Source organism: Lentzea sp. NPDC058450 (assembly GCF_042721395.1).
GTDB lineage: Bacteria > Actinomycetota > Actinomycetes > Mycobacteriales > Pseudonocardiaceae > Lentzea.
Map to the genome: position 1 here is coordinate 246537 of NZ_JBHXLO010000002.1, position 24101 is coordinate 270637.

General features: G+C 70.4%; 21 protein-coding genes. 9 read left to right on the top strand and 12 right to left on the bottom strand.

Annotation, left to right across the window (positions count from 1 at the left end; genetic code table 11):
- Positions 1-48: 48 nt before the first annotated feature.
- On the bottom strand, positions 49-648 hold the full coding sequence (locus ACFWNN_RS05305; protein ID WP_382438608.1) for a TetR/AcrR family transcriptional regulator: 600 nt from the start codon (positions 646-648) through the stop codon (positions 49-51).
- 86 nt (positions 649-734) lie between these two features.
- Here ACFWNN_RS05305 and ACFWNN_RS05310 point away from each other — a divergent pair, with 86 nt between their 5' ends.
- Complete coding sequence (locus ACFWNN_RS05310; protein ID WP_382438609.1) at positions 735-1292, top strand: NAD(P)H-dependent oxidoreductase; 558 nt, start codon at positions 735-737, stop codon at positions 1290-1292.
- A gap of 23 nt (positions 1293-1315) precedes the next feature.
- Here the strand turns inward: ACFWNN_RS05310 and ACFWNN_RS05315 are convergent, their stop codons facing one another.
- From ACFWNN_RS05315 to ACFWNN_RS05345, 7 genes are all read right to left on the bottom strand, one after another.
- Complete coding sequence (locus ACFWNN_RS05315; RefSeq protein ID WP_382438610.1) at positions 1316-2338, bottom strand: LacI family DNA-binding transcriptional regulator; 1023 nt, start codon at positions 2336-2338, stop codon at positions 1316-1318.
- On the bottom strand, positions 2335-3711 hold the full coding sequence (locus tag ACFWNN_RS05320) for a GH1 family beta-glucosidase (RefSeq protein ID WP_382438611.1): 1377 nt from the start codon (positions 3709-3711) through the stop codon (positions 2335-2337). The genes ACFWNN_RS05315 and ACFWNN_RS05320 overlap by 4 nt, the downstream gene beginning before the upstream one ends.
- 2 nt (positions 3712-3713) lie before the next feature.
- Positions 3714-4526, bottom strand: a complete 813-nt coding sequence (locus tag ACFWNN_RS05325; protein WP_285632633.1) for a carbohydrate ABC transporter permease — start codon at positions 4524-4526, stop codon at positions 3714-3716.
- Positions 4526-5485 carry a carbohydrate ABC transporter permease gene (locus tag ACFWNN_RS05330; protein ID WP_382438612.1) on the bottom strand — a complete coding sequence of 320 codons (960 nt, stop codon included), beginning with the start codon at positions 5483-5485 and terminating at the stop codon, positions 4526-4528. The genes ACFWNN_RS05325 and ACFWNN_RS05330 overlap by 1 nt, the downstream gene beginning before the upstream one ends.
- On the bottom strand, positions 5485-6768 hold the full coding sequence (locus tag ACFWNN_RS05335) for an extracellular solute-binding protein (RefSeq protein WP_382438613.1): 1284 nt from the start codon (positions 6766-6768) through the stop codon (positions 5485-5487). The genes ACFWNN_RS05330 and ACFWNN_RS05335 overlap by 1 nt, the downstream gene beginning before the upstream one ends.
- Positions 6769-7613: 845 nt before the next feature.
- Positions 7614-8630, bottom strand: coding sequence for a LacI family DNA-binding transcriptional regulator (locus ACFWNN_RS05340; protein WP_382438614.1), 1017 nt, complete (start codon positions 8628-8630; stop codon positions 7614-7616).
- A gap of 88 nt (positions 8631-8718) precedes the next feature.
- On the bottom strand, positions 8719-11349 hold the full coding sequence (locus ACFWNN_RS05345; RefSeq protein WP_382438615.1) for a glycoside hydrolase family 9 protein: 2631 nt from the start codon (positions 11347-11349) through the stop codon (positions 8719-8721).
- A gap of 165 nt (positions 11350-11514) precedes the next feature.
- Between ACFWNN_RS05345 and ACFWNN_RS05350 the strand changes: the two genes are divergently transcribed.
- Positions 11515-13494 carry a cellulase family glycosylhydrolase gene (locus ACFWNN_RS05350; protein WP_382438616.1) on the top strand — a complete coding sequence of 660 codons (1980 nt, stop codon included), beginning with the start codon at positions 11515-11517 and terminating at the stop codon, positions 13492-13494.
- Here ACFWNN_RS05350 and ACFWNN_RS05355 read toward each other — a convergent pair.
- Positions 13478-14440, bottom strand: a complete 963-nt coding sequence (locus ACFWNN_RS05355; protein ID WP_382438617.1) for an alpha/beta hydrolase — start codon at positions 14438-14440, stop codon at positions 13478-13480. The two genes, ACFWNN_RS05350 and ACFWNN_RS05355, sit on opposite strands and share 17 nt — an antisense overlap.
- A 97-nt stretch (positions 14441-14537) precedes the next feature.
- Here ACFWNN_RS05355 and ACFWNN_RS05360 point away from each other — a divergent pair, with 97 nt between their 5' ends.
- Positions 14538-15524: a helix-turn-helix domain-containing protein gene (locus ACFWNN_RS05360; RefSeq protein ID WP_382438618.1), complete on the top strand. Its 987-nt coding sequence runs from the start codon at positions 14538-14540 to the stop codon at positions 15522-15524.
- 11 nt (positions 15525-15535) lie between these two features.
- Positions 15536-16315: a GNAT family N-acetyltransferase gene (locus tag ACFWNN_RS05365; RefSeq protein WP_382438619.1), complete on the top strand. Its 780-nt coding sequence runs from the start codon at positions 15536-15538 to the stop codon at positions 16313-16315.
- On the opposite strand, the gene ACFWNN_RS05370 is transcribed toward ACFWNN_RS05365, so the two are convergent.
- Positions 16305-16976, bottom strand: coding sequence for a TetR/AcrR family transcriptional regulator (locus tag ACFWNN_RS05370; protein WP_382438620.1), 672 nt, complete (start codon positions 16974-16976; stop codon positions 16305-16307). The two genes, ACFWNN_RS05365 and ACFWNN_RS05370, sit on opposite strands and share 11 nt — an antisense overlap.
- Before the next feature lie 49 nt (positions 16977-17025).
- Here ACFWNN_RS05370 and ACFWNN_RS05375 point away from each other — a divergent pair, with 49 nt between their 5' ends.
- Positions 17026-18414, top strand: coding sequence for an MFS transporter (locus ACFWNN_RS05375; RefSeq protein ID WP_382438621.1), 1389 nt, complete (start codon positions 17026-17028; stop codon positions 18412-18414).
- On the opposite strand, the gene ACFWNN_RS05380 is transcribed toward ACFWNN_RS05375, so the two are convergent.
- Positions 18407-19354 carry an alpha/beta fold hydrolase gene (locus ACFWNN_RS05380; RefSeq protein ID WP_382438622.1) on the bottom strand — a complete coding sequence of 316 codons (948 nt, stop codon included), beginning with the start codon at positions 19352-19354 and terminating at the stop codon, positions 18407-18409. The two genes, ACFWNN_RS05375 and ACFWNN_RS05380, sit on opposite strands and share 8 nt — an antisense overlap.
- Before the next feature lie 70 nt (positions 19355-19424).
- The gene (locus ACFWNN_RS05385) at positions 19425-20276 is read right to left on the bottom strand and encodes an NAD(+)/NADH kinase (RefSeq protein ID WP_382438623.1); all 852 of its coding nucleotides are present in this window, start codon (positions 20274-20276) and stop codon (positions 19425-19427) included.
- 165 nt (positions 20277-20441) lie between these two features.
- On the opposite strand from ACFWNN_RS05385, the gene ACFWNN_RS05390 reads away from it, so the two are divergent.
- The 4 genes from ACFWNN_RS05390 to ACFWNN_RS05405 are packed head-to-tail and all read left to right on the top strand — an operon-like array spanning position 20442 to position 24083.
- Positions 20442-21059, top strand: a complete 618-nt coding sequence (locus tag ACFWNN_RS05390; RefSeq protein WP_382438624.1) for a M15 family metallopeptidase — start codon at positions 20442-20444, stop codon at positions 21057-21059.
- Complete coding sequence (alr, locus tag ACFWNN_RS05395; protein ID WP_382438625.1) at positions 21044-22147, top strand: alanine racemase; 1104 nt, start codon at positions 21044-21046, stop codon at positions 22145-22147. The genes ACFWNN_RS05390 and alr overlap by 16 nt, the downstream gene beginning before the upstream one ends.
- Positions 22144-23094: a D-alanine--D-alanine ligase gene (locus ACFWNN_RS05400; protein WP_382438626.1), complete on the top strand. Its 951-nt coding sequence runs from the start codon at positions 22144-22146 to the stop codon at positions 23092-23094. Before alr ends, ACFWNN_RS05400 begins: the two co-directional genes overlap by 4 nt.
- Positions 23091-24083: an acyltransferase family protein gene (locus tag ACFWNN_RS05405; protein ID WP_382438627.1), complete on the top strand. Its 993-nt coding sequence runs from the start codon at positions 23091-23093 to the stop codon at positions 24081-24083. The genes ACFWNN_RS05400 and ACFWNN_RS05405 overlap by 4 nt, the downstream gene beginning before the upstream one ends.
- Positions 24084-24101 lie beyond the last annotated feature (18 nt).

The following is a 24101-nucleotide window of genomic DNA, read 5'->3' on the forward strand; positions in this document are numbered from 1 at the left end:
AAGGCGGCAAGGCCTGTGCGTCGTTCGACGGAGGATTCGACGCGGGAGTCAGTCGAGGAGGCGGTCCACGAGGTCGTGCCACCCCGCCTCGATCCGCTCCAGCGTCATGCCGTGCGTGCGGACGAGGTGGTCGGCCAGCACGACCTGGACCGACGACAGCAGCGTGTGGGCGAGCAGGTCGGCGTCCGCGCCAGGCGCGACCTCGTGCAGCAGCATGGCGACGTGCCGGTGCCGCAACTGGTCGGCGGGGACCGCGTACCGGCGCTCGGGCGGTGGCTCGGCCGCCAGGTAGAGGTCGAGGTGCGCGTGCTCGTGGCGCAGCAGGGCCGGGCCGAACGCCCTGAGCCTCGACGCCGCGTCCGCGCCGGGGCCGAGCGGAGGCGGCCCGCTCAGGAACGTCTGCTGGAACTGGATCTCGGCGTGGTCGAGCAACGCCCGGAGCAGCCCGTTGCGGTCGCCGAAGCGCCGCGACACCGTGCCCTTGCCGACGCCGGCCTCGGCCGCCACGGACTCCATCGTGATCGCCGCCGCGCCGCGGTCCGCCGCGATCCTGGCGGCCGCGTCCAGCAGCAACGCGCGGTTGCGCACCGCGTCGGCGCGCAGGCGTCCCTCGGGGCCGGCGAGGGGGAGCGGTGTGCTGTCGATCACCTCCGCAGCCTAGCCGGAAGATAAACGGGCCGCGTCCCGTTTAGGGTGTAGTCGTTCCACCACCGTCTGCACCTGGGAGTCACGTCATGGCCGTCCGCATCCTCACCCTCGTCGGCAGCCTCCGGTCGGGTTCGCACAACCGCAGGCTCGCCGAGGCCGCCGTCCAGATCTCCCCTGACCACGTCGAGATCGGGTTGTTCGAGGACCTGGGCGTCATCCCGTTCTACAACGAGGACATCGACGCCGAGGGCACCGTCCCGGCCGCCGCCACGAAGCTGCGCGAGGCCGCCGCCGACGCCGACGCGCTGCTGCTCGTGTCGCCCGAGTACAACGGCACCATCCCCGCGGTGCTGAAGAACGCCATCGACTGGCTGTCGCGCCCCCACGGCGCGGGCGCCCTGTCCGGCAAGCCGGTCGCCGTCGTCGGCACCGCCTACGGCCAGTACGGCGGCGTGTGGGCGCAGGACGAGGCCCGCAAGGCAGTCCGGATCGCCGGTGGCGTGCCCGCCGAGGACCTGACCCTGTCGATCCCCGGGTCGGTCGTGCGCTTCGCCGAGCTGCACCCGGTCGACGACCCCGAGGTCACCGAGAAGCTGTCGGGCGTCATCGAGGGGCTCGCCGCCCGCGCGACCGCCGCGGTCTGACCGAACGGCCAGGAATTGTTGCCCTAGGCGCTCGCCCGGCGCACCAGAGAGGTCGGCAGCAGCACGGACTGCGGCAGCTTCTCCTCGCCGGCGAGCTCCGCGAGCAGGCGCCAGGTGAGCGTCCGGCCGAAGCCCTCCACGTCCTGCCGCACGGTGGTGAGCGGCGGCACGGCCGTGGAGGCGAGCACGGAGTCGTCGAACCCCACCACGGCTACGTCGGCAGGCACCCGGTAGCCGCGCTCCTGGAGCACCCGCAACGCCCCGAGCGCCATGATGTCCGCCGCCACGAACACCGCGTCGAGGTCGGGGGCGCGGCGCAGCAGCTGGAGCATCGCCAGCGCGCCGCTCTCGGGCGTGAAGTCGCCGCTGTGCGCCACGAGGTCGACGGGCATGCCGTGCTCGGCGAGCCCGCAGCGCCAGCCGCTCAGCCGGTCCATGCCGACCGCCATGTCGTGCGGCCCGGCGATGGTGGCGATCTTCTGGCGTCCCAACGAGATCAGGTACCGGACGGCCTCCAGCGCGCCGGTGAAGTTGTCCGCGTCGACGAACGGGACAGAGCCGCCCGCGAGCGGACGGCCGCCCACCACGATGGGCAGCCCCGTCTCGTGCAACGTCCTCGGCAGCGGGTCCTCGCCGTGCAGGCTCACGACGAGGGCGCCGTCGACGTGCCCGCCGGTGAGGTAGGCGATCTGGTCCTCACCGTCGAGCGGCTGGTTCATCATCACCAGGAGCTGCGTGTGGTGCCCCGCCAGTTCGGCGTGCACCCCGCGCAGCACCCCGGCGAAGAACGGGTCGGCGAGCACCCTGCTGCCCAGCTCCGAGATCACCAGCGCGATCGCGTTCGCCTTGCTGCCCGCGAGGGTCCGGGCAGCGTGGTTGGGGGAGTACCCGAGCAGGGCGATCGCGCGGTGCACCGCCTGGCGCGACCGCTCGCTCACGTACTTCTCCCCGTTGATCACCCGGGAGACGGTGGACTTCGACACCCCGGCCACGCGCGCGACCTCCTCGATGCGCGGGCCGGGGCGCCGACTCCTGCCCTCCGTCATGAGACGGCGACCAGCGCGTTGTCCCTGGCCACCCTGCTGTACCACCTCGCACTCATCTTCGGCGTGCGGATCTGGGTGTCGTAGTCGACGTGGACGATGCCGAACCGCTTCGCGTACCCCTCTGCCCACTCGAAGTTGTCCAGCAGCGACCAGCAGAAGTAGCCGCGCAGGTCGACGCCCGCCTCGATCGCCGCGTGGGCGGCACGGAGGTGGGAGGCGATGTAGCCGGTGCGGTCGACGTCGTCGATGGCGCCGGTGCCGGAGAAGTCGTCGCGGAACGCGGCGCCGTTCTCCGTGATGTAGAGCGGGAGCTTCGGGTAGTCGTTGTGCACCCGCAGCAACACGGTGGTGAGCCCGTCCGGCCTGACCTCCCAGCCCATGTCGGTGATGGGGGCGTCGCGGGGCGGGAACGAGGCGTGCTGGACGCCGACCCACGGCGACGGACCGGCGTCCGCGTCGGGGGTCGAGCTGACGTAGTGCTCGGTGTAGTAGTTCACGCCGAGCATGTCCAGCGGCGCCGAGATGACGTCGAGGTCACCGCTGAGGACGTTGGCGCTGAACCCGTACGGCTCCAGGTCCTCCACGATGTCGGCCGGGTACTCCCCGCGCAGCAACGGGTCCAGGAAGATCCGCTGCTGGAGCCCGTCGAGCCGGCGCGCGACATCGATGTCGCCGGGGTTCGAGGGGTCCACCGGGATGATCGGGTACATGTTCAGCGTGATGCCGACCTTGGCTTCCGGCTGGGCGGCGCGGATCGTGTCGGCCGCGAGCCCGTGCGCGAGCAGCAGGTGGTGCACGGCGGCGACGGCGGCCTCCGGCTCGGTGCGGCCCGGCGCGTGGATTCCCCCGGCGTAGCCGAGGAAGGCCGAGCACCACGGTTCGTTCATCGTCGTCCAGGTGGACACCCGGTCACCGAGCGCCTCGACGGTGGCGGCCGCGTAGTCGGCGAAGCGGAACGCGGTGTCGCGGTTCGCCCAGCCGCCGGCCTCCTCCAGCTTCTGCGGCAGGTCCCAGTGGTAGAGCGTCGGCCACGGCGCGATGTCGTGCGCCAGCAACGAGTCGATGAGCCTCTGGTAGAAGTCGAGGCCCGCGTCGTTGACCTTGCCGCCGTCCGGCCGCACACGCGGCCAGGCGATCGAGAAGCGGTAGGCCTTCAGACCCAGGTCCGCCATCATGGCGACGTCCTGCTCGAAGCGCCGGTAGTGGTCGGCGGCCGGTTCTCCGGAGTCGCCGCCCACCACCTTGCCGGGCTGCCGGCAGAACTCGTCCCAGATGGAGTCGGTGCGACCGTCCACGCCGGTCGCCCCTTCCACCTGGAACGCGGCGGTCGCGGCTCCCCACAGAAAACCCTGCGGGAAAACAATGTTCTCCATTTTCACCCCTTGACGGCGCCCTGCATGACACCGGCGACGATCTGCCGCCCGAGAACCAGGAACACGATGAGCACCGGAACCGTCGCGAGCGTGGTTCCGGCGAGGACGAGCGAGTAGTCGACGTAGTAACCGCTCTGGAGCTTCTCCAGCGCGACCTGCAGCGTCGGGTTGTCGGCGTTGAGCACCACCAACGGCCACAGGAAGTCGTTCCAGGACTGCATGAACGTGAACACGCCCAGCATCGCGGCGGCCGGCCGGGCGGCGGGCAGGGCCACGTGCCAGAACGCGCGCCACAGGCTGCAGCCGTCCATCCGCGCCGCCTCGACCAGTTCGTCGGGGATGGCGTCGAGGAGGTACTGCCGCATCCAGAACACGCCGAACGCGGTGACGAGGTTCGGCACGATCACGGCTTCGAGCTCGCCGGCCCAGCCGAACTCGGCCATCGCCATGTACAGCGGGATGATGCCGAGCTGCGTCGGTACCGCCAGCGTCGCCACCACGAACAGGAACAGCACGCCCCGGCCGCGGAACTTCAGCTTGGCGAACGCGAACCCGGCGAGCGTCGAGAGCAGCACCACCGAGAACGTCACCGTGCCGGACACGATGAAGCTGTTGCCCAGCGCCTTCCAGAACGGGACCGTGTCGAACACCCTGGTCGCGTTGGTCCAGAAGTTGCCGCCGGGGACCAGCGTGAAGTCGCCCGTCAGCACCGAGTTGTCGCGGCTCGCCACCAGGAACGACCAGTAGAACGGGAACGCGGAGCCCAGCACGAACGCGGCGAGGAAGCCGTAGATCGCGAAGGACGGTCGTCGCATCACTTGACGGCCCTCCTGGTGAGGAAGAAGTTGAGGCCTGCCACGGCGATGACGACCAGGAACAGCACCCAGGCGATCGCGGAGGCGTAGCCGAGGTCGTAGCCCTGGAAGGCGGACTGGTACAGGTAGAGCACGACGGTCTGGTACTGGTGTTCCGCGCCGCCGCCGCTGCCGCCACTCGGTTCGAAGAGCTTCGGCTCGGTGAAGATCTGGAGCCCGCCGATCGTCGACGTGACGATCACGAAGATCAGCGTCGGCTTCAGCATCGGGAGCGTGATGCTGAAGAACCTCCTGAGCGCGCTCGCGCCGTCCACCAGCGCGGCCTCGTAGACGTCGCGCGGGATGGCCTGCATCGCGGCGAGGATGATCAGCGCGTTGTAGCCGGTCCAGCGCCAGTTGACCATCGACGCGATGGCGACGTGGCTGCCGAACGTGCTGGCCTGCCAGTCGATCGGGTCGATGCCCAGGACCCCGAGCACGTCGTTCACCAGACCGTACTGCGGGCCGAACAGGTTGCCGAAGATGATCGTCAGCGCCACGAGGCTCGCCACGTAGGGGAGCAGCACGCCCATCCGCCAGCCGGTGCGGGCGCGCAGGTTGGCGTTCAGCAGCGCCGCGATCACCACCGCGACGACGATCTGCGGGGCGCTCGACAGCAGGAAGATGCTGAAGGTGTTGAAGAGCGCGTTCCAGAACTGGTCGTCCTGGAACAGCGTTTTGTAGTTCTCCAGCCCGACGAACGCCGGGTTGTCGTCGCCGATCTCCCAGTCGAACAGGGAGACGTACGCCGTGTACAGCAACGGGAACAGGCCGATGGTCCCGAACAGCACGAAGAACGGTGCGACGAACAGGTAGGGCGAGTACTTGGCGTCGGCGTTGGAGAGCCGGTAGCGCCGCGGAGGCCGCGGGTGAGCCTCGTCGGCTCGCCCGCGGTCAACCTTGGAGAGAGTGGCCGTCACTACTTGGCCGCCTTCTGAGCACCTTCGACGGCGGCCTTCCACGCCTCGTCGGCGCTCTTGCCCTGCTCGACCGACAGCAGCGCCGGGCTGAAGACCGTCTCCTGGATCTGGCCGTCGGCCGGGCCCTTGTACTGCGCGGCCTTGATCTTCTTGGCCTGCGTGGCGAACAGCGCGCCGGCCTTGACGTCACCGAAGTAGGCGTTGGTCTGGTCGAGCAGCTCGGGCGCGTCGAGGGCCTTGACCTGGCTCGGGAACGTGCCCTTCGCCTTGAACGCCTTGATCTGCTGCTCCGGCGCGGTCAGCCACGCGGCGAGCTCGGCGGCCTTCTGCGCGTTCTTGCTCTGCTTCGGCACGGTCAGGTACGAACCGCCCCAGTTGCCGCCGCCGTTCGGGAACGCGTCGGTGACCGCCCACAGCCCCTTGTTCTCGGGCCCCGCCTGCGACTCCACCACGCCGAGCATCCACGACGGGCAGGTCTTGGTGGCGAACTTGCCGAGCTTGAAGCCGGTGTTCCACTCGTTGCTGAACGCGCCGAGCCGCGCCGACTGTCCCTTCGCGACAGCCGCGGTCACGGTGGTCCAGTTGGCCTTGATCGCGGTGTTGGTGTCGACCACCAGCTTGTCCGACTTGTCGTAGTAGCCGGTCTCGAGCTGGTTGTGCATGGCGTTGTAGACCTGCGCGGCGCTGTCGAACCACGCGACGCCGGGCACCTTGGCGATGAACTGGTCACCGGCGGCGAAGTAGCTGTCCCAGCTGGCGAAGAGCGCCTTGACGCCCTCGGGGTCGGACGGCAGGCCGGCCTTGTCGAACAGGTCCTTGCGGTAGCACATGGCCAGCGGACCGATGTCGGTCCCGTAGCCCATGAGCTTGCCGTCCTTGGTCGTGACCGCCTGGGTCTTCCACTGCAGCCAGCGGTCGTCCTCGACCTTCGGGCCGATCTCCTTGAGATCGTTGAACTGCCCGGCCTTCGACATGAACTGGCTGAGGTAGCCCTCCTCGACGCCCTCGATGTCCGCGAGACCGGAGCCCGCGCCGAGCTTGGTGAAGAGGTTCTGGTGGTGAGGCTGGCCCTGGCCGGTCTTGCGCTGCGTGATCTTGATGTCGGGGTGAGCGGCCTCGTACTCCTTGAACAGCTCCTCGTACCCGAACTCGTTGAACGTCGCGATCGTCAGCTCGGTCTTTCCGTCCGCGGTCTGGTTGGCCGCCCCGCCTGAACCGCACGCTGTGGTGACGGCGGCTGTGGTGGCGGCACAGATCAGCACGCTGATCCAACGGTGTCGCACGGGAGAACTCCTCTGGTCTCGGCGGCGGGTTCTGGGAGCGCTCCCAGACGTTGGGGAGTTTCGTCCCGGCTTCTTGTGTGTGTCAAGCCACACTTCGTGGCTTAGCGTGGGGTTTTGGGGTGGTGGAGGGTGGTGCGGGGTTTGTGACCTCGGGGTTCATGGGCTAGGTCACAGTTTTGAAACCTGGGAGCGTTCCCGGAAAGGTTGCTTGTGCGTTAACAGTGTGTGCTGGGGTGGGTACTGAGCGTCTGTGGGTGGGGTGTGGGTGCGGGTGGGCTTGCGGTGACTGGTTCCGGTTCCAGCGGGGTGGCCAGGCTGCGTGCGTTCGTCGCCTTGGGTGGGTGGTCGCTCAGGCAGTGACGAGCGTGGTCGAGTCATCGCCGCTGCGCGACGATAGAGATCGGGGCTTGACTTCGGGGCCCTTGCGAGGCGCTCATCGGCCGGAAAAGGCCGGGCTGAAAAGCGCCCGGCCGAGCTCGAGAAGCTAGCACCTCGCACCCAAAGTCAAGCCCCAATCTCCTTGCAGCGTGGGCACGTTGGGCGGGCACGTCACCACACCGCTTGGACCGAGCCAAGAGGGAAGGACGCCTCGCCTTCGGCATTGCGTTGGGTCTTGGCCGGACGCTCGGCTACGCCATCGCGATGCTTACGCTCAGACGGGCTCGCCTCCGGCATCGCGAGCCCTAAAGCCATCCTTGGCCCGTCTTGCCTCACCGCGAACCCACGCGCTCCGCCGGACTGTCAGACCCTCTGAGTACGTTGGGTCGCGGGGGAGCCAACTGCCAGGGGGACCCTTGCGTCAGCCTGCCTTGCCGCGGTCGCTGTGTTCGGCCAGCGGTGGGTTGTCAGGCGCTTGCCCGGCGCACCAGTGACGTTGGCAGCAGGAGCGAAGGTGGCAGGCCGGAGTCGCCTGCCAGTTCGCCCAGCAGGCGCCACGTCATGGTGCGGCCCAGCTGTTCCACGTCCTGGCGGACCGTGGTGAGGGGTGGGGTGGCGGTGGAGGCGAGCAGGGAGTCGTCGAAGCCCACCACGGCCACGTCTTCTGGGACTCGGCGGCCTCGTGCTTGGAGCACTTGGAGGGCTCCCAGGGCGATGATGTCGGCTGCGGCGAAGACCGCGTCGATGTCCGGGGTGCGGTCGAGGAGGGTGGACATCGCCTGGGCGCCGCTTTCGGGGGTGAAGTCGGCTTCTGCTACCAGGTTGGCTGGGAGTCTGGCTTCGCTCAGGCCTCTGCGCCAGCCGCTCAGGCGGTCTTGGCCCGCTGCCATGTCCCGGGGGCCCGCGACTGTTGCGATTTTGGTGCGGCCCAGGGAGACGAGGTGGCGGACTGCGTCCAGGCCGCCGGTGAAGTTGTCCGAGTCCACGTAGGGGATCGGTGCTGTGCTCAGGGGGCGGCCGCCTGCTACCACCGGCAGGCCTATTTGTTGCAGGCGGTTGGGGAGGGGGTCTTCGCCGTGGAGGCTCACCAGAAGGGCGCCGTCCACGTGGCCGCCCGCCAGGTAGGCGAGCAGGTCGTCGTGGTCTTCTGGGCGGCTGAGCATCAGGAGGAGTTGGATGTGGCGGCCGCTCAGTTCGGCGTGGACGCCTCGGAGGATGCCGGAGAAGAACGGGTCGCTCAGGACTCGGCTGCCTTGTTCGGAGACGATCAGGGCTACCGCGTTCGCCTTGCTGCCGGCGAGGGAGCGGGCTGCCTGGTTCGGGCTGTAGCGGAGGTGGGTGATGGCCGCGGCCACGGCTGCTCGGGCTTTGGCGCTCACGTACTGTTCGCCGTTCACCACTCTGGAGACCGTCGACTTGGACACGCCGGCTAGCCGCGCCACCTCCTCGATGCGCGGGCCGGGGCGTCGATGCGTCTCCGTCATGAGTTCCATCGTAGGGCCGTGAGAGCGCGTTCATGGTGTGGGAACGGGGCGGGACGCCTGTGCCGCGCAGAACGTCCCGCCCCGAGGTCTACGGTTCGGTGCCCCACGCGAGGGTGGTGCCTGTGTGGGCGGTCACCCGGTCGAAGTCGTTGAGGGTGTTGCTGGTTCGGTAGCTGTGGTCGTTGGACTGGTCGAAAGTGGACCAATCGGACTTCGCGACGCGCAGCTGGATCTCGCCCGTGCTCGATCCGGCGGCGACGGTGCCTGAGGTGAAAGAGATCTCCAGGTACGCGTCGGCCCCAGGGCGAGAAGCGACTGCGACCACGCGTGTGCGGATGTTCGCGCAACCCAGCTGGGCCCAGTCGCACCACACCTGGTAGCCGGAGGCGTTGTCGCCGGTGAACCAGTAGCGGAGGGACGTGGTGGTCAGGGGCACGGGAGTGGTGCCTCGGTTGGTCAGCTGGAGGGTGGCGGTGATTTGGTTCGACGTGGCCGCGCCGGAACCCCTGTGCTGCACGGACAAAGCAGAGGTGACGCCCGGAAGTGTGCGAATCTGGACAGACGTGCTGGAAGCGGACACGTTGCCCGCGGCGTCGCGGGCGCGGACCGCGAGGGAGTACGGGGTGTCCGGGGTCAGGCCGGTGAGCTGCAGGCCCGTGGTCGTCGACGAACCCAGGACGGTGGTGCCGCTCAGCACGTCGTAGCCGGTGACGCCCACGTTGTCGGTCGACGCCGTCCAGGTCAGCGACGTGCTGGTCGAGCCGGTGCCGGAGGCGGTCAGTCCACTGGGGACGGACGGGGGCTGGGAGTCCTCGGGGACGGCGACGGGCTCGGTGCCCCAGACGACGCCGTTCTGGCGCAGGACCAGGCGGTCGGTGCGCAGGACGGTGTTGCCGGTGCCCAGGCCGGTGTAGGACCAGTCGTTCGCCGGGTCCCAGGTGCCGGTGCTGGTGATGCGGAACTGGACCTCCTTGCGGTACGCGGACTGGCCCGCCGGCGCCACGCCGGGGCACGGGATCTCGACGTAGTAGATCGAGCCGCGGAGTTGCTGAGGGGCACTGGCCGCGCCGCACTGGTTGTAGTTCGTGGTCACGGCGATCTGCTGCGGGGTCGTGGCGCCGTCGAGGGTGAAGTAGTAGCGCAGGGTGCCGTTGAACGTCCGGGCGGGCCACGCGCTCCTGTTCAGGACGAAGGCCTTGACCTCGGTGAACTGGGCGGCGCTCTGGTTCACCGACGCCTCGACGGTGAGCTCCGGGCCGTCCGGGGTCTCGGGGATCGGGAACGACGTGAGCGGGGTGCCGCCGTACTCGCCGTAGAGGCGGGCCAGGGCGCCGGTGAAGCCCGCGTTGTAGTCGAGGGCCACCTCGTTCATCACGTAGTCGGAGCGGCTGTCGGTGTAGGCGTCGTTGTTGGTGCTGGGGCCACCGACCAGGGCGCCGTAGAGCGCGTGACGGCTCACCGTCGGTTCCTGGATGCTGTCGGCCCACGAGCCGTGCGCGCCTCGGTGGTGGGGGTTGCGCGGTGGGTTCGTGCCGAAGCCGACCACGTAGCTCGCGCCGCGCGGGTTGTCGCCGAGGGCGTAGTTGATCTGGCGGACGCCGAAGTCGTGGTAGGTGCGGGCGCGGGCACTGTCGCGTGTGGACAGCCAGTCGGAGTAGGTCAGTGCGGCGAACGCGGTGTTGGCGGCGTAACGGAGTGAGCCCCAGCTGTCGAGCACCGCCTGGCCGCCGGGGGAGTAGCGGACGCGGTTGCCGTTGTAGCCGGTGGTCCAGAAGTCCAGCCAGCGGTTCGCGTCGGTGACGTAGGTCTGCTCGCCGGTCAGCTTCGCCATCAGGACGTAGGCGCCGTAGGACTTGTCGTCCCACGCGATGGTCCACTTGTAGGAACGTTCCGAGCTCTGCGGTTCCGTGCCGAGCTTCGTGTACTCGGTCTTCGCCTTCGTCAGGTACGCCGCGTCACCGGTCGCGCGGTGCAGCCAGATCGCACCCCACACCAGTTCGTCCTGGTAGCCGCTCCACGAGTTGTAGAAGTTCGCGGCATCGGTGATGCACGAGCTGTACTTGCCGCGGTAGGTGTCCGCGAACGTGTAGAGCTGCTTGGCGTGCGTCAGCAAGGTCGCCGCGTACGTGGGATCGGTGTCCTTGAAGACCATCGAGGCCGACGCCATCGCCGCCGCGTACTCGCCCGCGAGGTCGGAGCCGGGGCAGGAACTGTCCACTTTGTACGACGGGCGCGCCATCGGCATCACCTCCGCCGAGCCCCACCAGGCGTGGTCGGGGTTGCCGGCGCCGACCTGTCCGTAGACGACGTTCGGCGACGGGTGTGCCTTGATGATCCAGTCGGTGCCGTGCCGCAGGTTCGCCAGCAGGTGCGGGAACTGGCCCGAGCTCACGTAAGCGGCCCGGTTCTCCACGGCGCCCCAGGCGAGCATCGACACGCTGAACGCGAACGGCAGCCCGAACTTCACGTGGTCCCCGGCGTCGTAGAACCCGCCGGACAGGTCGAGCCCGACGTCGGACCCGTCGCGCACCGCCGAGTCGCCGCGCCAGCCGACGCGGTTGTTCGCGGGCAACACCCCCGAGCGCTGGGCGTCGTAGAACCAGACCGACTTCTGCAGCGCCTCCCCGTAGTTGAACGCGGGCGCGGCGGTGGCGGGTGGCGCCAGTGGGACGGCGCTGGTGAGCACCGCGAGGAGGACGGCTGTCAGGACTCTGACCATGCGGCGGACTGTAACGGTCATGAAAGCGTTGCGGCGGAACGAGTTCGCGTTCGACGTCGAATCGACGGCGCGGCTTCCCCGGTCCGGGAGAGCTGGCTACAGTGCGGCCATCTGGGAGCGTTCCCAGGTCAGGGGAGGTGTGCTGTGCCCGGAGGACGTTTCGCCGTGCTCGCAACGGCTTTCGCCGTCGCGATGGCAGGTCTGGTGAGCGGAGCGCCGGCCGCGGCGGCACCCGGTTGCAAGGTCGACTACGCGGTGCCCAGTCAGTGGCAGGGCGGGTTCACCGCGAACGTCACGGTCACGAACCTCGGCGACCGCGTCGACGGCTGGCGGCTCACCTGGTCCTGGCCGTCGGGCCAGCGGGTGACCCACGCCTGGAACGCCACCGTCACCTCATCAGGAGCCGACGCCACCGCCGTGAACGCCGGGTACAACGCCGTGATCGAACCGAACGCGTCCGCGTCCTTCGGCTTCAACGGCAGCTGGTCGGACGCGAACACGGCGCCCCAGTCGTTCTCCCTCAACGGGGTCGCGTGCACCGGCAACCCCGGCACCCCGCCGCCGAGCGACGCGATGGCCCAGGTCGCGGCCATGCAACCGGGCTGGAACCTCGGCAACACCCTCGACTCGACCGGAAGCGACGAGACCTCGTGGGGCAACCCGCGCGTCACGGAGGCGTTGCTGGACAACGTGAAGGCGCAGGGCTTCAAGAGCATCCGCATCCCCGTCACCTGGGGACAGCACCAGCAGGGAACCACCATCGAGGCCGCCTACCTCGCCCGCGTCAAGGAGGTCGTCGGCTGGGCCCTCGCGGACGGCTTCCAGGTGATGATCAACATCCACCACGACTCGTGGCAGTGGATCTCGGCCATGCCGTCCGACCGGACCGGCGTCCTCACCCGCTACAACGCGATCTGGACCCAGCTCGCCACGGCGTTCAGGGACTCCCCGAAGCAGCTGGTGTTCGAGAGCGTCAACGAACCGCAGTTCACCGGCAGCTCCGGCGACGCCCATAACGCCCAGCTGCTGCACGAGCTGAACGCGTCGTTCCGCGACATCGTGCGCAGGTCCGGCGGCACCAACGCGACCCGCCTGCTGGTCCTGCCGACCCTGCACACCTCGTCGGACCAGGCGAGGCTCGACGAGCTCGCGACGTCGATCAGCGGGTTCGGCGACCCGAACGTGGCCGCGACCGTGCACTACTACGGCTACTGGCCGTTCAGCGTGAACGTCGCCGGCGGCACCCGCTACGACGCCACCGCCCAGAAGGACCTGACCGACTCGTTCGACCGCGTGCACACCACCTTCGTCGCGCGCGGCGTGCCGGTGATCCTCGGCGAGTACGGCCTGCTCGGGTTCGACCGGCACACCGGCACGATCGAGCAGGGCGAGAAGCTGAAGTTCTTCGAGCACCTCGGCTTCTACGCCAGGACCAAGAAGATCACGACGATGCTCTGGGACAACGGCCAGCACCTCGGCCGCACGTCCTTCCAGTGGAGCGACCCCGAGCTCGCCGCCCAGTTCAAGTCCAGCTGGACCACCCGCTCCGGCACCGCGTCGACCGACCAGGTGTTCAGCGCGAGGTCGAGCGCTGTCACGGCCAAGACGATCACGTTGAACCCCAACGGGACCACGTTCAGCGGCCTGCGCCAGGGCACGACGGAACTCACCCGCGGCACCGACTACACCGTCTCGGGCGACCAGCTCACCCTGACGACGTCAGCGATGACCAGGCTGAGCGGAGCGCGCAACTACGGCACGAACGCCGTGCTGAGCGCCCACTTCTCCGCCGGCGTGCCGTGGCGGATCAACCTGGTCACCTACGACACGCCGATCCTGGCGAACGCCACCGGCACCACGGCGGCGTTCTCGATCCCGACGACCTTCCGCGGCGACCTGCTCGCCACGATGGAGGCGAGGTACGCCGACGGGTCGAACGCCGGGCCGCACAACTGGACGTCCTTCAAGGAGTTCGACCGGGCGTTCGCACCGAACTACGCGACCGGCGCCACGACCCTGACCCCGGAGTTCTTCGCCGAGGTCAACGACAACGCGCGGGTGACGCTGACGTTCCACTACTGGAGCGGCGCCACCGTCACCTACAGCGTCATCAGGTCGGGCAGTGCGGTCACGGGGACTCCGTGACCTTCAGGCCGCGCCGCAACGCCTCGACCTCGTCGTCGAACATCCGCACCGAGATCGCCGCGCTCGCCACCAGAGACGAGCCGTGGAAAGTGCCGGGGTAGAGGCGCAGCTCGGTCGGCACACCGGCGTGCGACAGCCGGCGGGCGTACTCGACGCCCTCGTCGCGCAGCGGGTCGAACTGGCACGTCGACACGAACGTCGGCGGCAGGCCGCTCAGGTCGGTCGCGCGGGCCGGGGCGGCGTACGGCGAGACGTCGTCCCCGCCCGGCTCGGCGCCGAGGTAGGCGGTCCAGCTGTAGATCGCGTTGGGGCGGTTCCAGATCGGCGTGTCGACGTAGTCCGTCATCGACTCGGTGGCGAGCCGGTCGTCGAGCTCGGGGATGCCGAGGAACTGGAAGCACAGCTCGGGGCCGCCGCGGTCGCGCGCCATCAGCACGGTGCCCGCGGTGAGCCCGCCGCCCGCGCTCTCGCCGCCGATGCCGAGCCGCGCCGGGTCGATGCTCAGCTCGTCGGCCTTCTCTGCGGTCCACTTCAGCGCCGCGTAGCAGTCCTCGACGGGCGCGGGGAACGGGTGCTCGGGCGCGAGCCGGTAGTCCACCGACACGACGACGATGCCCAGCTCGTCGGCGATGCGCAGGACGTGCGCGTGGAACGTGTCGAGGTCGCCGAGGATGAAGCCACCGCCGTGGATGTAGACGAGCCCGGGCACGAGTCCCTGGCGGTTCGCCGGGCTGTAGATCCGCACCGGCACGTCGGGGGAGTCCGACGGGCCGGGCACCGTGACGTCCCGGACGTCGACGGGGTTCGCCGGCTCGTAAGCGGGCATCATGTCGGCGAGCTGGGACTGCTCGGTGCGCGCGGCCTGCAGCGCCTCGTAGTCGGGCAGGGCCACCTTCGGCAGCATGTCGAGCCAAGGCAGCAGTTCGGGATCGACGTTGTAGCTCATGCACTGATCCTCGCGTCGGAACGGTGGTGCGGGCAGCCGACACGTGGCGGGCGTTCGAGCCCTCCGCCCAGCCACCTGTCGGGGCTATGGTGACGGGATGAGAGGCCTGCTGCTGAGGTTGTCCGGGCTGGACGCCGACGCCGAGAGCGCGGTGCGGGTGATCGGGTTCTTCGACCGCCTGATCACCGAGCGGGCGAGCCTGGACGCGTTGGTGCGCAGCACGTCCGAGCTCGCCGGGTGCGGCGCGGGCCTGCACGCGCCCGGCCAGGGTCTCTCGCTGCGCGCCGAGCGCGGCGGGCCCGTCACGGCGGGGCCGGTGCCCGTGGGTGCGGGCGTGCGCGCACTCGAAGGGGGAGTGCGGGTCTGGGTCTGCCGGCCCGGCCCTCCCGCGCCGCTGGACGACATGCTGCTCGAACGGTTCGCGATCGCCGCCGCCGTGCTGCTGGAGCACTCCAGCGTCCCGTTGCCCGAGCTGGGCGATCCGGCGCTGATCGAGCTGGTGCTGTCGGAAAGCGTTGGCACGGCGGAACGTTCGCGCGCGTTGCACCTGCTGGGCATCGACGCCACGGCGCCCTTGCGGGTGCTGGCGGCTCAAGGCGACGTGCCCGGACGGTCGGCGCTCGTCGGCGAGGTGCGCGCGGTGCTGAGCGTCGAGGTGCCCGAGGTCGTAGGACGGCTGGGCGTCGGGCCGTTGTTGCCGGCGATCGACGCGGCGAAGTCCTGGCAGGCCGCGCGGACCGCGCTGAGGTACGCGTCGGACGGCGAACCGGTGGTGTGGTGGGAGAAGCTCGGCAGCCTCGGGCCGCTCGCCGACAAGCTCTCGACCGAGGACGTCGAGGCGCTGCCCGACGTGCGGGCACTGGACCGGCTCGCCACCGAACCGGGGATGATCACCATGCTGGACGCGTTGTGCGCCACGGGTTCGGTGCGCAAGGCGGCGGCGGTGCTGCACCGGCACCACAGCACGATGACCGCACGGCTGGCGCGCGCCGAGGCCGCGCTCGGGTTCGGGCTCGACGAAGCCTCCGGACGCTTTCGGCTACACCTCGCGCTGATGCTGCGGCGGTTGCGCGACAACGCCTAGGCTTCAAGCTCATGATCAACCTGACGGCGGAGTCCGTCGAACAGCTGACGGCCGGCTGGCGCGCGATGGTGCTGGACCGCGACCCCGACGGCGACGTGCGGGACCTGCCCGGCGTCGCGGTGCGCTGGGCCGACTGCCTCTTCCCGTTCTGGAACTGCGTCACGCTCACCGAGACCGACGCGGACCTGCTTCCGCACCGCTTCGCCGAGGCCGCGGACGTCATGCGCGCCAAGCAGAACACCGGGTTCCTGTGGGTGTTCGAGGACCTGGTTCCCGGCCTCGACCTGGACGCGCTGGCGGACCGCGCGGGCCTCGCCTACGCGTTCCCCGGCGTCGGCATGGCGGGCGACCTGCTGCCGATCCCGGAGCCGTCGCACGACGAGCTGACGTTCGAGCGCGTGACGACCGACGAGCAGCTGCTGGCGTACGCGGACATCAACTCCCGCGCGTACGGGTTCCCGCTGGAGGCCGGCCGGGACGGCATCGGCGGGTCGGCGTTGTGGAAGAAGGGCGTGCACGCCTACCTGGGCCTGAAGGACGGCGTGCCGGTGACGTGCGCGGGCGCGGTCGAGACGGCCGGGCGGCTGTTCGTCGTGCTGGTCGCGACCGAACCCGGCCAGGAACGCCGGGGCTACGGCGAGGCGGTGACGCGCAAGGCCTTGTTCGAGGCGGGACGCGCCACCGGCATCACCCGGGCCACGCTGCACGCCACGGCGGCGGGTGCGCCGGTCTACCCGAGGATCGGGTTCGAGCCGAACTCGCCGCTGCGGTTCTACGCGCTCAAGGGCTGACCGGGGCACGCCACATGCCGAGAAGCGCGTCCACCAGCCCGGTCGCGGCGTCACCCCAGGTCGCGCGCGGGGTCGGCGTTCCGTCGGCGAGGGCGCGCTCCCGTTCGGCGATCATGTGCACCAGCAGCTGACGGGCCATGTCGTGCCGTTCGGCGCGCACCTCGTCGGGCAGGTGGGTGAGGCAGGCGTTCAGGCCCACGATGATCCGCACCTGCGACGGGGACGAGCGGGTCTCCTCGACGATGATCGAGCGCAGGGTCGGGTCGGTCATCACCTGCGCGCCGAAGCGGGCGAACCAGGTGGGGCTGCCGACCGTGTCGAGGTGCACGGTGACCGGCCTGACCAGGCAGTCGAGCCAGTCGCGCAGGTCGGGGGACGGCCCGAGGTCCGACACCATCCGCTGCCGGATCTCCTCGACGTGCGCGAGGTGCTTGCGCGCGATGGCCCGCACGAGGTCGGCCTTCGTGCCGAAGTGGTAGCCGACGGCGGTGTTGTTGCCCTGCCCCGCCGCCTCGCTGACCTGGCGGTTCGACACCGCCACCACGCCGTGCTCGGCGAAGAGCCGTTCGGCCGCGGTGAGGATCAGCTCACGGGTGGCGTGCGCGCGCTCCGCCCTGGACTGGCAGTCCACCTTGTTCATCGTCACTCCCGCATCGGACATCCGGGACATCCTTGCACCGCTCGATATTAAGTCAAGTGACTGACTTACGATGGGTCACGTGCTCCTCGAAGAAACGCGTCCGGTGACGCGCCCGAACGTCGTCGTGGCCGTCCTGGCGCTCGGCGGCATCACGGTGTCGCTGATGCAGACCCTGGTCATCCCACTCCTGCCGAGGTTCCCCGCACTGCTCAACTCGTCACCCGGCGACACGGCCTGGGTGATCACGTCGACCCTGCTCGCGAGCGCCGTCGCCACGCCGGTGATCGGCCGGCTCGGCGACATGTTCGGCAAGCGCCGCATGCTGATCCTCAGCCTGCTCATGGTGGTCGTGGGCTCGGTGATCGCCGCGCTGAGCTACTCGCTGGTGCCGTTGATCGTCGGCCGCGTGGTGCAGGGCATGGCCGTCGGCGTCATCCCGCTCGGCATCAGCATCATGCGCGACGAGCTGCCGGTCGAACGGCTGGCCGGCGCGACGGCGCTGATGAGCGCCTCGCTCGGCGTCGGCGGTGCGCTGGGCCTGCCCGCCGCCGCGATCCTGGTCGAGCAGAGCGACTGGCACATGCTGTTCTGGACGTCGGCGGGCGTCGGTGTCCTGGTGCTGGCCGCGGTGCTCGTCTACGTGCCGGAGTCGCCCGTGCGCGGCGGCGGCCGGTTCGACCTGCTCGGCGCGATCGGGCTCTCGGTCGCGTTGATCTGCCTGCTGCTCGGGGTGTCGAAGGCGTCGCAGTGGAGCGGCGGGTCGGTGACCGGCCTGTTCGTCGCGGCGGCGGTCGTGCTCGGGGTGTGGGGCTGGTGGGAGCTGCGGACGCGCGAGCCGCTGGTCGACCTGCGCACCACGGTCCGCCGTCAGGTGCTGCTGACCAACATCTCGTCGCTGGTGTTCGCGTTCGCCATGTTCGCGCAGTCGCTGGTGCTGCCGCAGGTGCTCCAGCTGCCCGTCGCGACCGGCCACGGGCTCGGGCAGTCGTTGCTGGTCACCGGCCTGGTGCTGGTGCCGTCCGGCCTGGTGATGATGGCGACGGCACCGGTGGCCGCGCGGATCTCGAACGCCCGCGGCCCGCGCGCGACGCTGATCCTCGGCGCCCTGGTCGTCGCCTTCGGGTACGGCATCGGGATCTTCATGCTGACCGCGGTGTGGCAGCTGGTCGTGATCTCGGCCGTGATCGGCGCCGGCATCGGCCTCGGCTACGGCGCGATGCCCGCGCTGATCATGGGTGCCGTGCCGGCGTCGGAGACGGCGGCGGCCAACAGCCTCAACTCGCTGATGCGCGCGATCGGCACGTCGGTGTCGAGCGCGGTGGCGGGCGTGGTGCTCACGCAGGTGGGCGTGCCGTTCAGCTTCCAGCTGATCATGGGCCTGGGCGCCGCGACCGCGCTGCTGGCAGTCGTGGTCGCGGCGTTCATCCCCTCGGCACAACCCGTGCGCACGGTCAGCTGAAGAACCGCATGATCTCGCCGGTGACGAAGTCCGGCTGCTCCTCGCAGAGCCAGTGGCCGGACCCGTCGACCCGGACGACCTCGAACTGGTTCGCGAGGTTCGGCAGCGCGCCCAGGAACAGGTCGTAGGACGAGATCGACGCGAGCCCCAGCACCGGCGGGGTCAGCTTCGCGTACGTCTTGCCGTCCGCGATGTCCTGGTGGAACGCCTGGTACCAGCCGTTGCTCGCGCGGATGGCCTCGGCGGAGTTGTAGTGCTGCGCGTAGATCCGCCGCGAGCGCTCGTCGATGGCGGACGGCGTGAACGCGGTGTTGGCGAACAGCCAGTCGACCATGTACCGGAACCGCCCGGCGAGCAGCTGTTCGGGCAGGCCCATGACCTGGTTGAACGCGAACCACCACACGCTGAAGCCGCCGGGCGGGGGCAGCAGCGGGATCTGGTAGAAGCTCTCGTCGGGGTGCAGGACGTCCATGAACGCGACCTTCTTGGTGGCGTTCGGGAAGTTCGCGGCGAACGAGAACGCGACCATGCTGCCCAGGTCGTGGCCGACGACGTTGACCTTGTCGTAGCCGAGCTTCTTGACGAGCTCGTGCAGGTCCGTCGCCATGGTCTTCTTGTCGAACCCGCCGGCGGGCTTGTCCGACGAGCCCTGGCCGCGCATGTCGACCGCGATCACCCGGAACTTCGTGGCGAGCGCGGGCAGGATCTTGTTGTACAGCCACCAGGTCTGCGGCCAGCCCGGCAGCAGCAGGAGCGGCTCGCCCCGGCCGCCCGTGACGTAGTGCAGGCGCACCCCGTTGACGGTGGCGTAGTTGTGCTTGAAGCCGGGGAGGTTCGGCTCGGGCGCCGTCCTCTCCGCGTCGGCAGCGGCGGTTCCGGTGCTCGCGGCGAGCGCGGCGCCCGCCCCCAGCGCGAACACCTTGCGCCTGTTCAGCTCCATCGTCGGCTTCCCCCTCCGTTTGCTCGGCGCGGACATCCGAACAAGCGGGGCTTGAGCACGGCTGGAGGGGTCAGGCGAGCTCGGCCGAGTCGCTGAGGTTCAGCTTGCGCCGGGCCCGCTGGTAGAAGGTCGTCATCCCGAGCCGCACCACGCGCGCGGCGGCCGCCCTGCCCCGCAACGACACCCGCTGGCCCGGTTCGACGTACCCCGCGACCATGCCGTCGACCTCGACGGCGAGACGGCCGCTGGACGGCAGCAGGTCGAGCTCCACCTCGTCGTGGACCGACAGCACGACGCCCCGGCTGTACGCGGAGTGCGGCGCGGCGGGCGTGACGAGGATGGCCTCGACGGACGGGCTGGTGATCGGGCCGCCCGCCGAGAAGCTGTAGGCGGTCGACCCGGTCGGGGTGGCGACGATGACCGCGTCCGAGGCGTAGCTGACGAACGGCTGACCCGCCACGTGCACGGCCACCCGCGCGCTGCCCTCGCCGGGGATGCGGACGACCGCCACGTCGTTGAACGCGGTGACCTTCCGGTCGTTGAACGTCGCGTCCACGGCCAGGCGGGGTTCGACGGAGAAGTCGTGGGCGTCGATCGCGGAGAGGGCCGCGGGCAGGTCCGGGACGTCGACCTCGGCCAGGAAGCCGAGTTTGCCCAGGTTGACGCCCAGCACGGGGGCCTTCTCGCCGTCGGCGAGGCGCATGGCGCGCAGCATCGTGCCGTCGCCGCCGAGGCTCACCACCAGGTCGGCCCGGCGGCCCAGGTCCTCGGCGGTGACGGGGGTGGCCTCGCAGCGCAGGCGCTGGATCTCGTCCTTGATGCCGAGGATCTCGACACCGCGGTTGGTCGCCCAGCCGAGGATCGCCTCGACGGCGGGGGCGGAGTCGCGTTGCGGGTGCAGCACAATGCCGGCGGCGTGCACGTCAGATCGTCCTCAGTCGGGTCACGACTACAGTCTGCCGAATTTTCCGGCGCCGTGGGACCTCGTCCGAACGGCTGATGGGCGCGTGTGCGAACCGGCCGTTCGGCGGGCGGGGGTGGCCTCCAGGAGGAGTCCGCAGTGGACGCGCGTTCCTAGGTTGGCGGCATGACCATCCTGCTAGCCGATCCGATCGTGCGTGCCGTCCGGGTCCTCGACAACGGGGACCCGTTGGTACCACTGGACTTCGCGCCTGGCGTGCTGGTGCGGGAAGGGCTCGCGCGACGGCTCGACGTCGCCCGCGCGCTGCTTCCGTCCGGTGTGGACCTGCGGGTGATCGAGGGGCACCGCACCACCGCCGACCAGAACGCGATCATCGAGCGGTACACGGACGAGCTGCGCGCTCTGCACCCGGCGGCCGACGAGGTCGAGATCAGCCGGTTGTCCAGCCGGTTCGTGGCGCCGCTGGACGTCGCGCCGCACGTCGCGGGCGCCGCGGTCGACCTCACGCTGGTCACGTCGTCCGGCGCCGAGCTGTGGATGGGCACGGCCGTCGACGCGACCCCCGAGGAGAGCGACGGCCGGTGCTTCTTCGCCGCCGAGGTCGACGACGAGGCCCAGTACAACCGCGCGGTGCTGGCCACCGTGCTCGGTGACGCGGGCCTGGTCAACTACCCGACCGAGTGGTGGCACTGGTCCTACGGCGACCGCTACTGGGCTCTGCTGTCCGGCGCCGACCACGCGCTCTACGGACCGGTGGAGGTGCCCGAATGGGCGCGCGTGTGACCACTCTGCGGCAGGCGGCCGTCGCGCCGACGCTGCACGTCGACCTCGCCGCGGTGGCCGAGAACGCGAGGCGGTTCGTCTCGTGGGCCCGCGGTGACGTCATGGCGGTCGTGAAGGCGGACGGGTTCGGGCACGGGCTCGGCGACGTCGCCAGGACGGCCGTGGCGGCGGGGGCGCGCTGGATCGGGGTCACGTCGCTCGCCGAGGCGGTGGCGGTGCGGGAGTCCGGTGTGGACGTTCCGGTGCTGAGCTGGCTCAACCCGGTCGATGTGAACGCGAACATCGCGGTGCGGCACGGGATCGACCTCAGCGTGCCGAGCCTCGCGCACCTGGCGGCACTGGACGGCGGGGTGCGCGTGCACCTCCAGCTCGACACCGGGATGGCGCGGGACGGGGCCGCGTCGGAGACCTGGCTCGCGCTGATGTCCGCGGCCCGGCGGGCGGAACTGGCCGGACGGGTCAGGGTCGTCGGGGTGATGGGGCACCTGCCGTGCGCGGACGTGCCGGGAGCGAACGAGCCGGGCCGCCGGGCGTTGCTGCGCGGGGTCGAGATGGCGCGCCAGGCCGGGTTGCGGCCGTCAGTGCGGCACCTCGCGGCGACCAGCGCGGCGCTCACGGACCCGAGCGCGCACCTCGACGTCGTCCGGATCGGGGCCGGGCTCGTCGGGATCGACCCGTCCGGGACCACCCGCCTGCGCTGCGCGCTGCGGCTGACGGCGCCGGTGGTCCAGGTGCGGCGGGTCGCGGCGGGCACCGGGGTCGGCTACGGGCACTCGTGGCTGGCGGACCGGGCGACGACGCTCGCGTTGCTGCCGGTCGGCTACGCGGACGGCTTGCCGCGCATCGCGTCCGGACGGGCGGAGGTGCTGGTGAACGGACGGCGGCGGCCGGTCGCCGGCGTGATCTCGATGGACCAGGTCGTGGTCGACGTGGGGGATGACGCGGTGGAACCGGGGGAGGAAGCGGTGGTCTTCGGACCGGGGGACGGCGGTGAGCCGACGGTCGCGGACTGGGCTCACTGGGCGGGCACGATCCCGCACGAGATCGTGACGGGCATCGGGGCGAGGGTGCGGAGGAACGTGCGATGAGGGGCATCCGCGTCGCCGTGATCGGCGGCGGGCAGAACTGCGAACACGACGTCTCGGTCGCGTCGGCGGCGTCCGTGCGGGCGGCGCTCGACCCGGCGAAGTACGAGGTGGTGGCGCTCACCATCGGCCGCGACGGCCGGTGGCACGGGCCGGACGGCCAGGTGCTGGACACGCTCACCTCGGGCAGCCTGGCCGCCGCGCTCGACGTGCTGGCGACGTGCGACGTGGTGGTGCCGCTGGTCCACGGGCCGCTGGGGGAGGACGGCACGCTGGCGGGCCTTTGCGAACTCGCGGGCGTGCCGTACGTGGGCTCGCCGCTGCGGGCCGGCGCGCTCGCGATGGACAAGTGGGCCACCAAGCTGGTCGCCGAGGCCGTCGGAGTGCGCACGGCCAAGGGCGTTCTCGTCACCGACGCGTCCACTGTGGACTTCCGCGGCCCGGTCGTGGTGAAGCCGGTGGCGGCGGGGTCGAGCTTCGGGGTGGCCCTGGTCGAGCGCGAGGAGGACCTCGAACCCGCGGTGCGCAGGGCGTTGGAACTCGACGACCGGGTGCTGGTCGAGGAGGTCCTGACCGGGCGGGAGATCGACGTCGCCGTGCTGGACGACCCGGACGAGGGCCGCCGGACCGGGCCACCGCTGGAGATCCACGTGCCCGGGTTCTTCGACACGACCGTGAAGTACGACGGCAGCGCGCGGTTCGTGATTCCGGCGCCGCTGGAGGACGCGGAGCTCAAGGCGCTGGAGGACGCGGCACTGCGGGTCTACGAGGCGCTGGGCTGCCGCGGCCTGGCCCGCGTCGACTTCTTCCTGACCGCGGACGGGTTCGTGCTCAACGAGGTCAACACGATGCCGGGCATGACGGCGGAGTCGCAGGTGCCCAAGATGTTCGCGGCCGCCGGACTGTCCTATCCGGACCTGCTGGACAAGCTGATCAGGGGAGCGATGTGAGGCGCGTCGCCGGACTGGACGTGCTGCGCGGCATCGCGATCCTGCTGGTGATGCTGCGGCACGCGTTCCCCGACGTGTTCCCCGGTGCCGGGGTGGTCGGCGTGGTCGTGTTCTTCACGCTCAGCGGCTACCTGATCACCGGCGTCCTGCAGCGCGAGCTGGAGACGCGGGGGCGCGTCGACTTCAAGCGGTTCTACCTGCGCCGGGCACGCAGGCTGTTGCCCGCGTTGATAGCGCTCACACTCGTGTTCGCGCTGGTCACGCTGGTGTTCGATCCGCTGGGGGAGCGGGACAGGTTGCTCAGGACCGTGCTCGTGCTGGTCACGTTCACCGGCAACCTGCCGATCGGCGGGGTGAGCCCGGCGGCGTTCCACGGCTGGACGCTCGCCACCGAGGAGCAGTTCTACCTGCTGTGGCCGGCGTTGCTCGCGTTCGCCTGGGTGCGCGGCCGGACCGGCGCGGTGCTGGCCGTCGTCGCTGTCGCGTCCCTGGCGGCCTGCACGGCCACGTTGGTCTGGCTCTGGCCGAACGCCGACAACGCCTACGCGCTGCCCACGTCGTGGTTCGTGTGCTTCGTGATCGGCGCGGCGACCCGGCTCAAGCTGACCAGCGCCCCGGTGTGGGGTGTGCCGGTCGCGCTGACCGGGCTGGCGGTGCTGTCGGTCGTGCCGTTGCGCGGCCACGCGCTGACCTACCTCGGCGCGGGTCCGGCGATCGCGGCCTGCACGGCGGTGCTGCTGCTCGTGTGGTCGCAGTGGGAGCAGGTGGCGACGCCGATCAAGCCGCTGGTCGCGCTCGGCACCCTGTCCTACGGCGCCTACCTCTGGAACTACCCGCTGACGCTGTGGCTGCGCCCGGACCTCGGCGCGGCCGCCGGACCGGTCGCCGCCGTGCTCACGGTCGTGGCGGCGGCGCTGTCCTGGAAGTACGTCGAGGAACCCGTCATGCGCTGGGCAGGTCGTGCGAAGGAACCCGCCGCACCGGCCTGACCTGGTTGTTCATCGTTG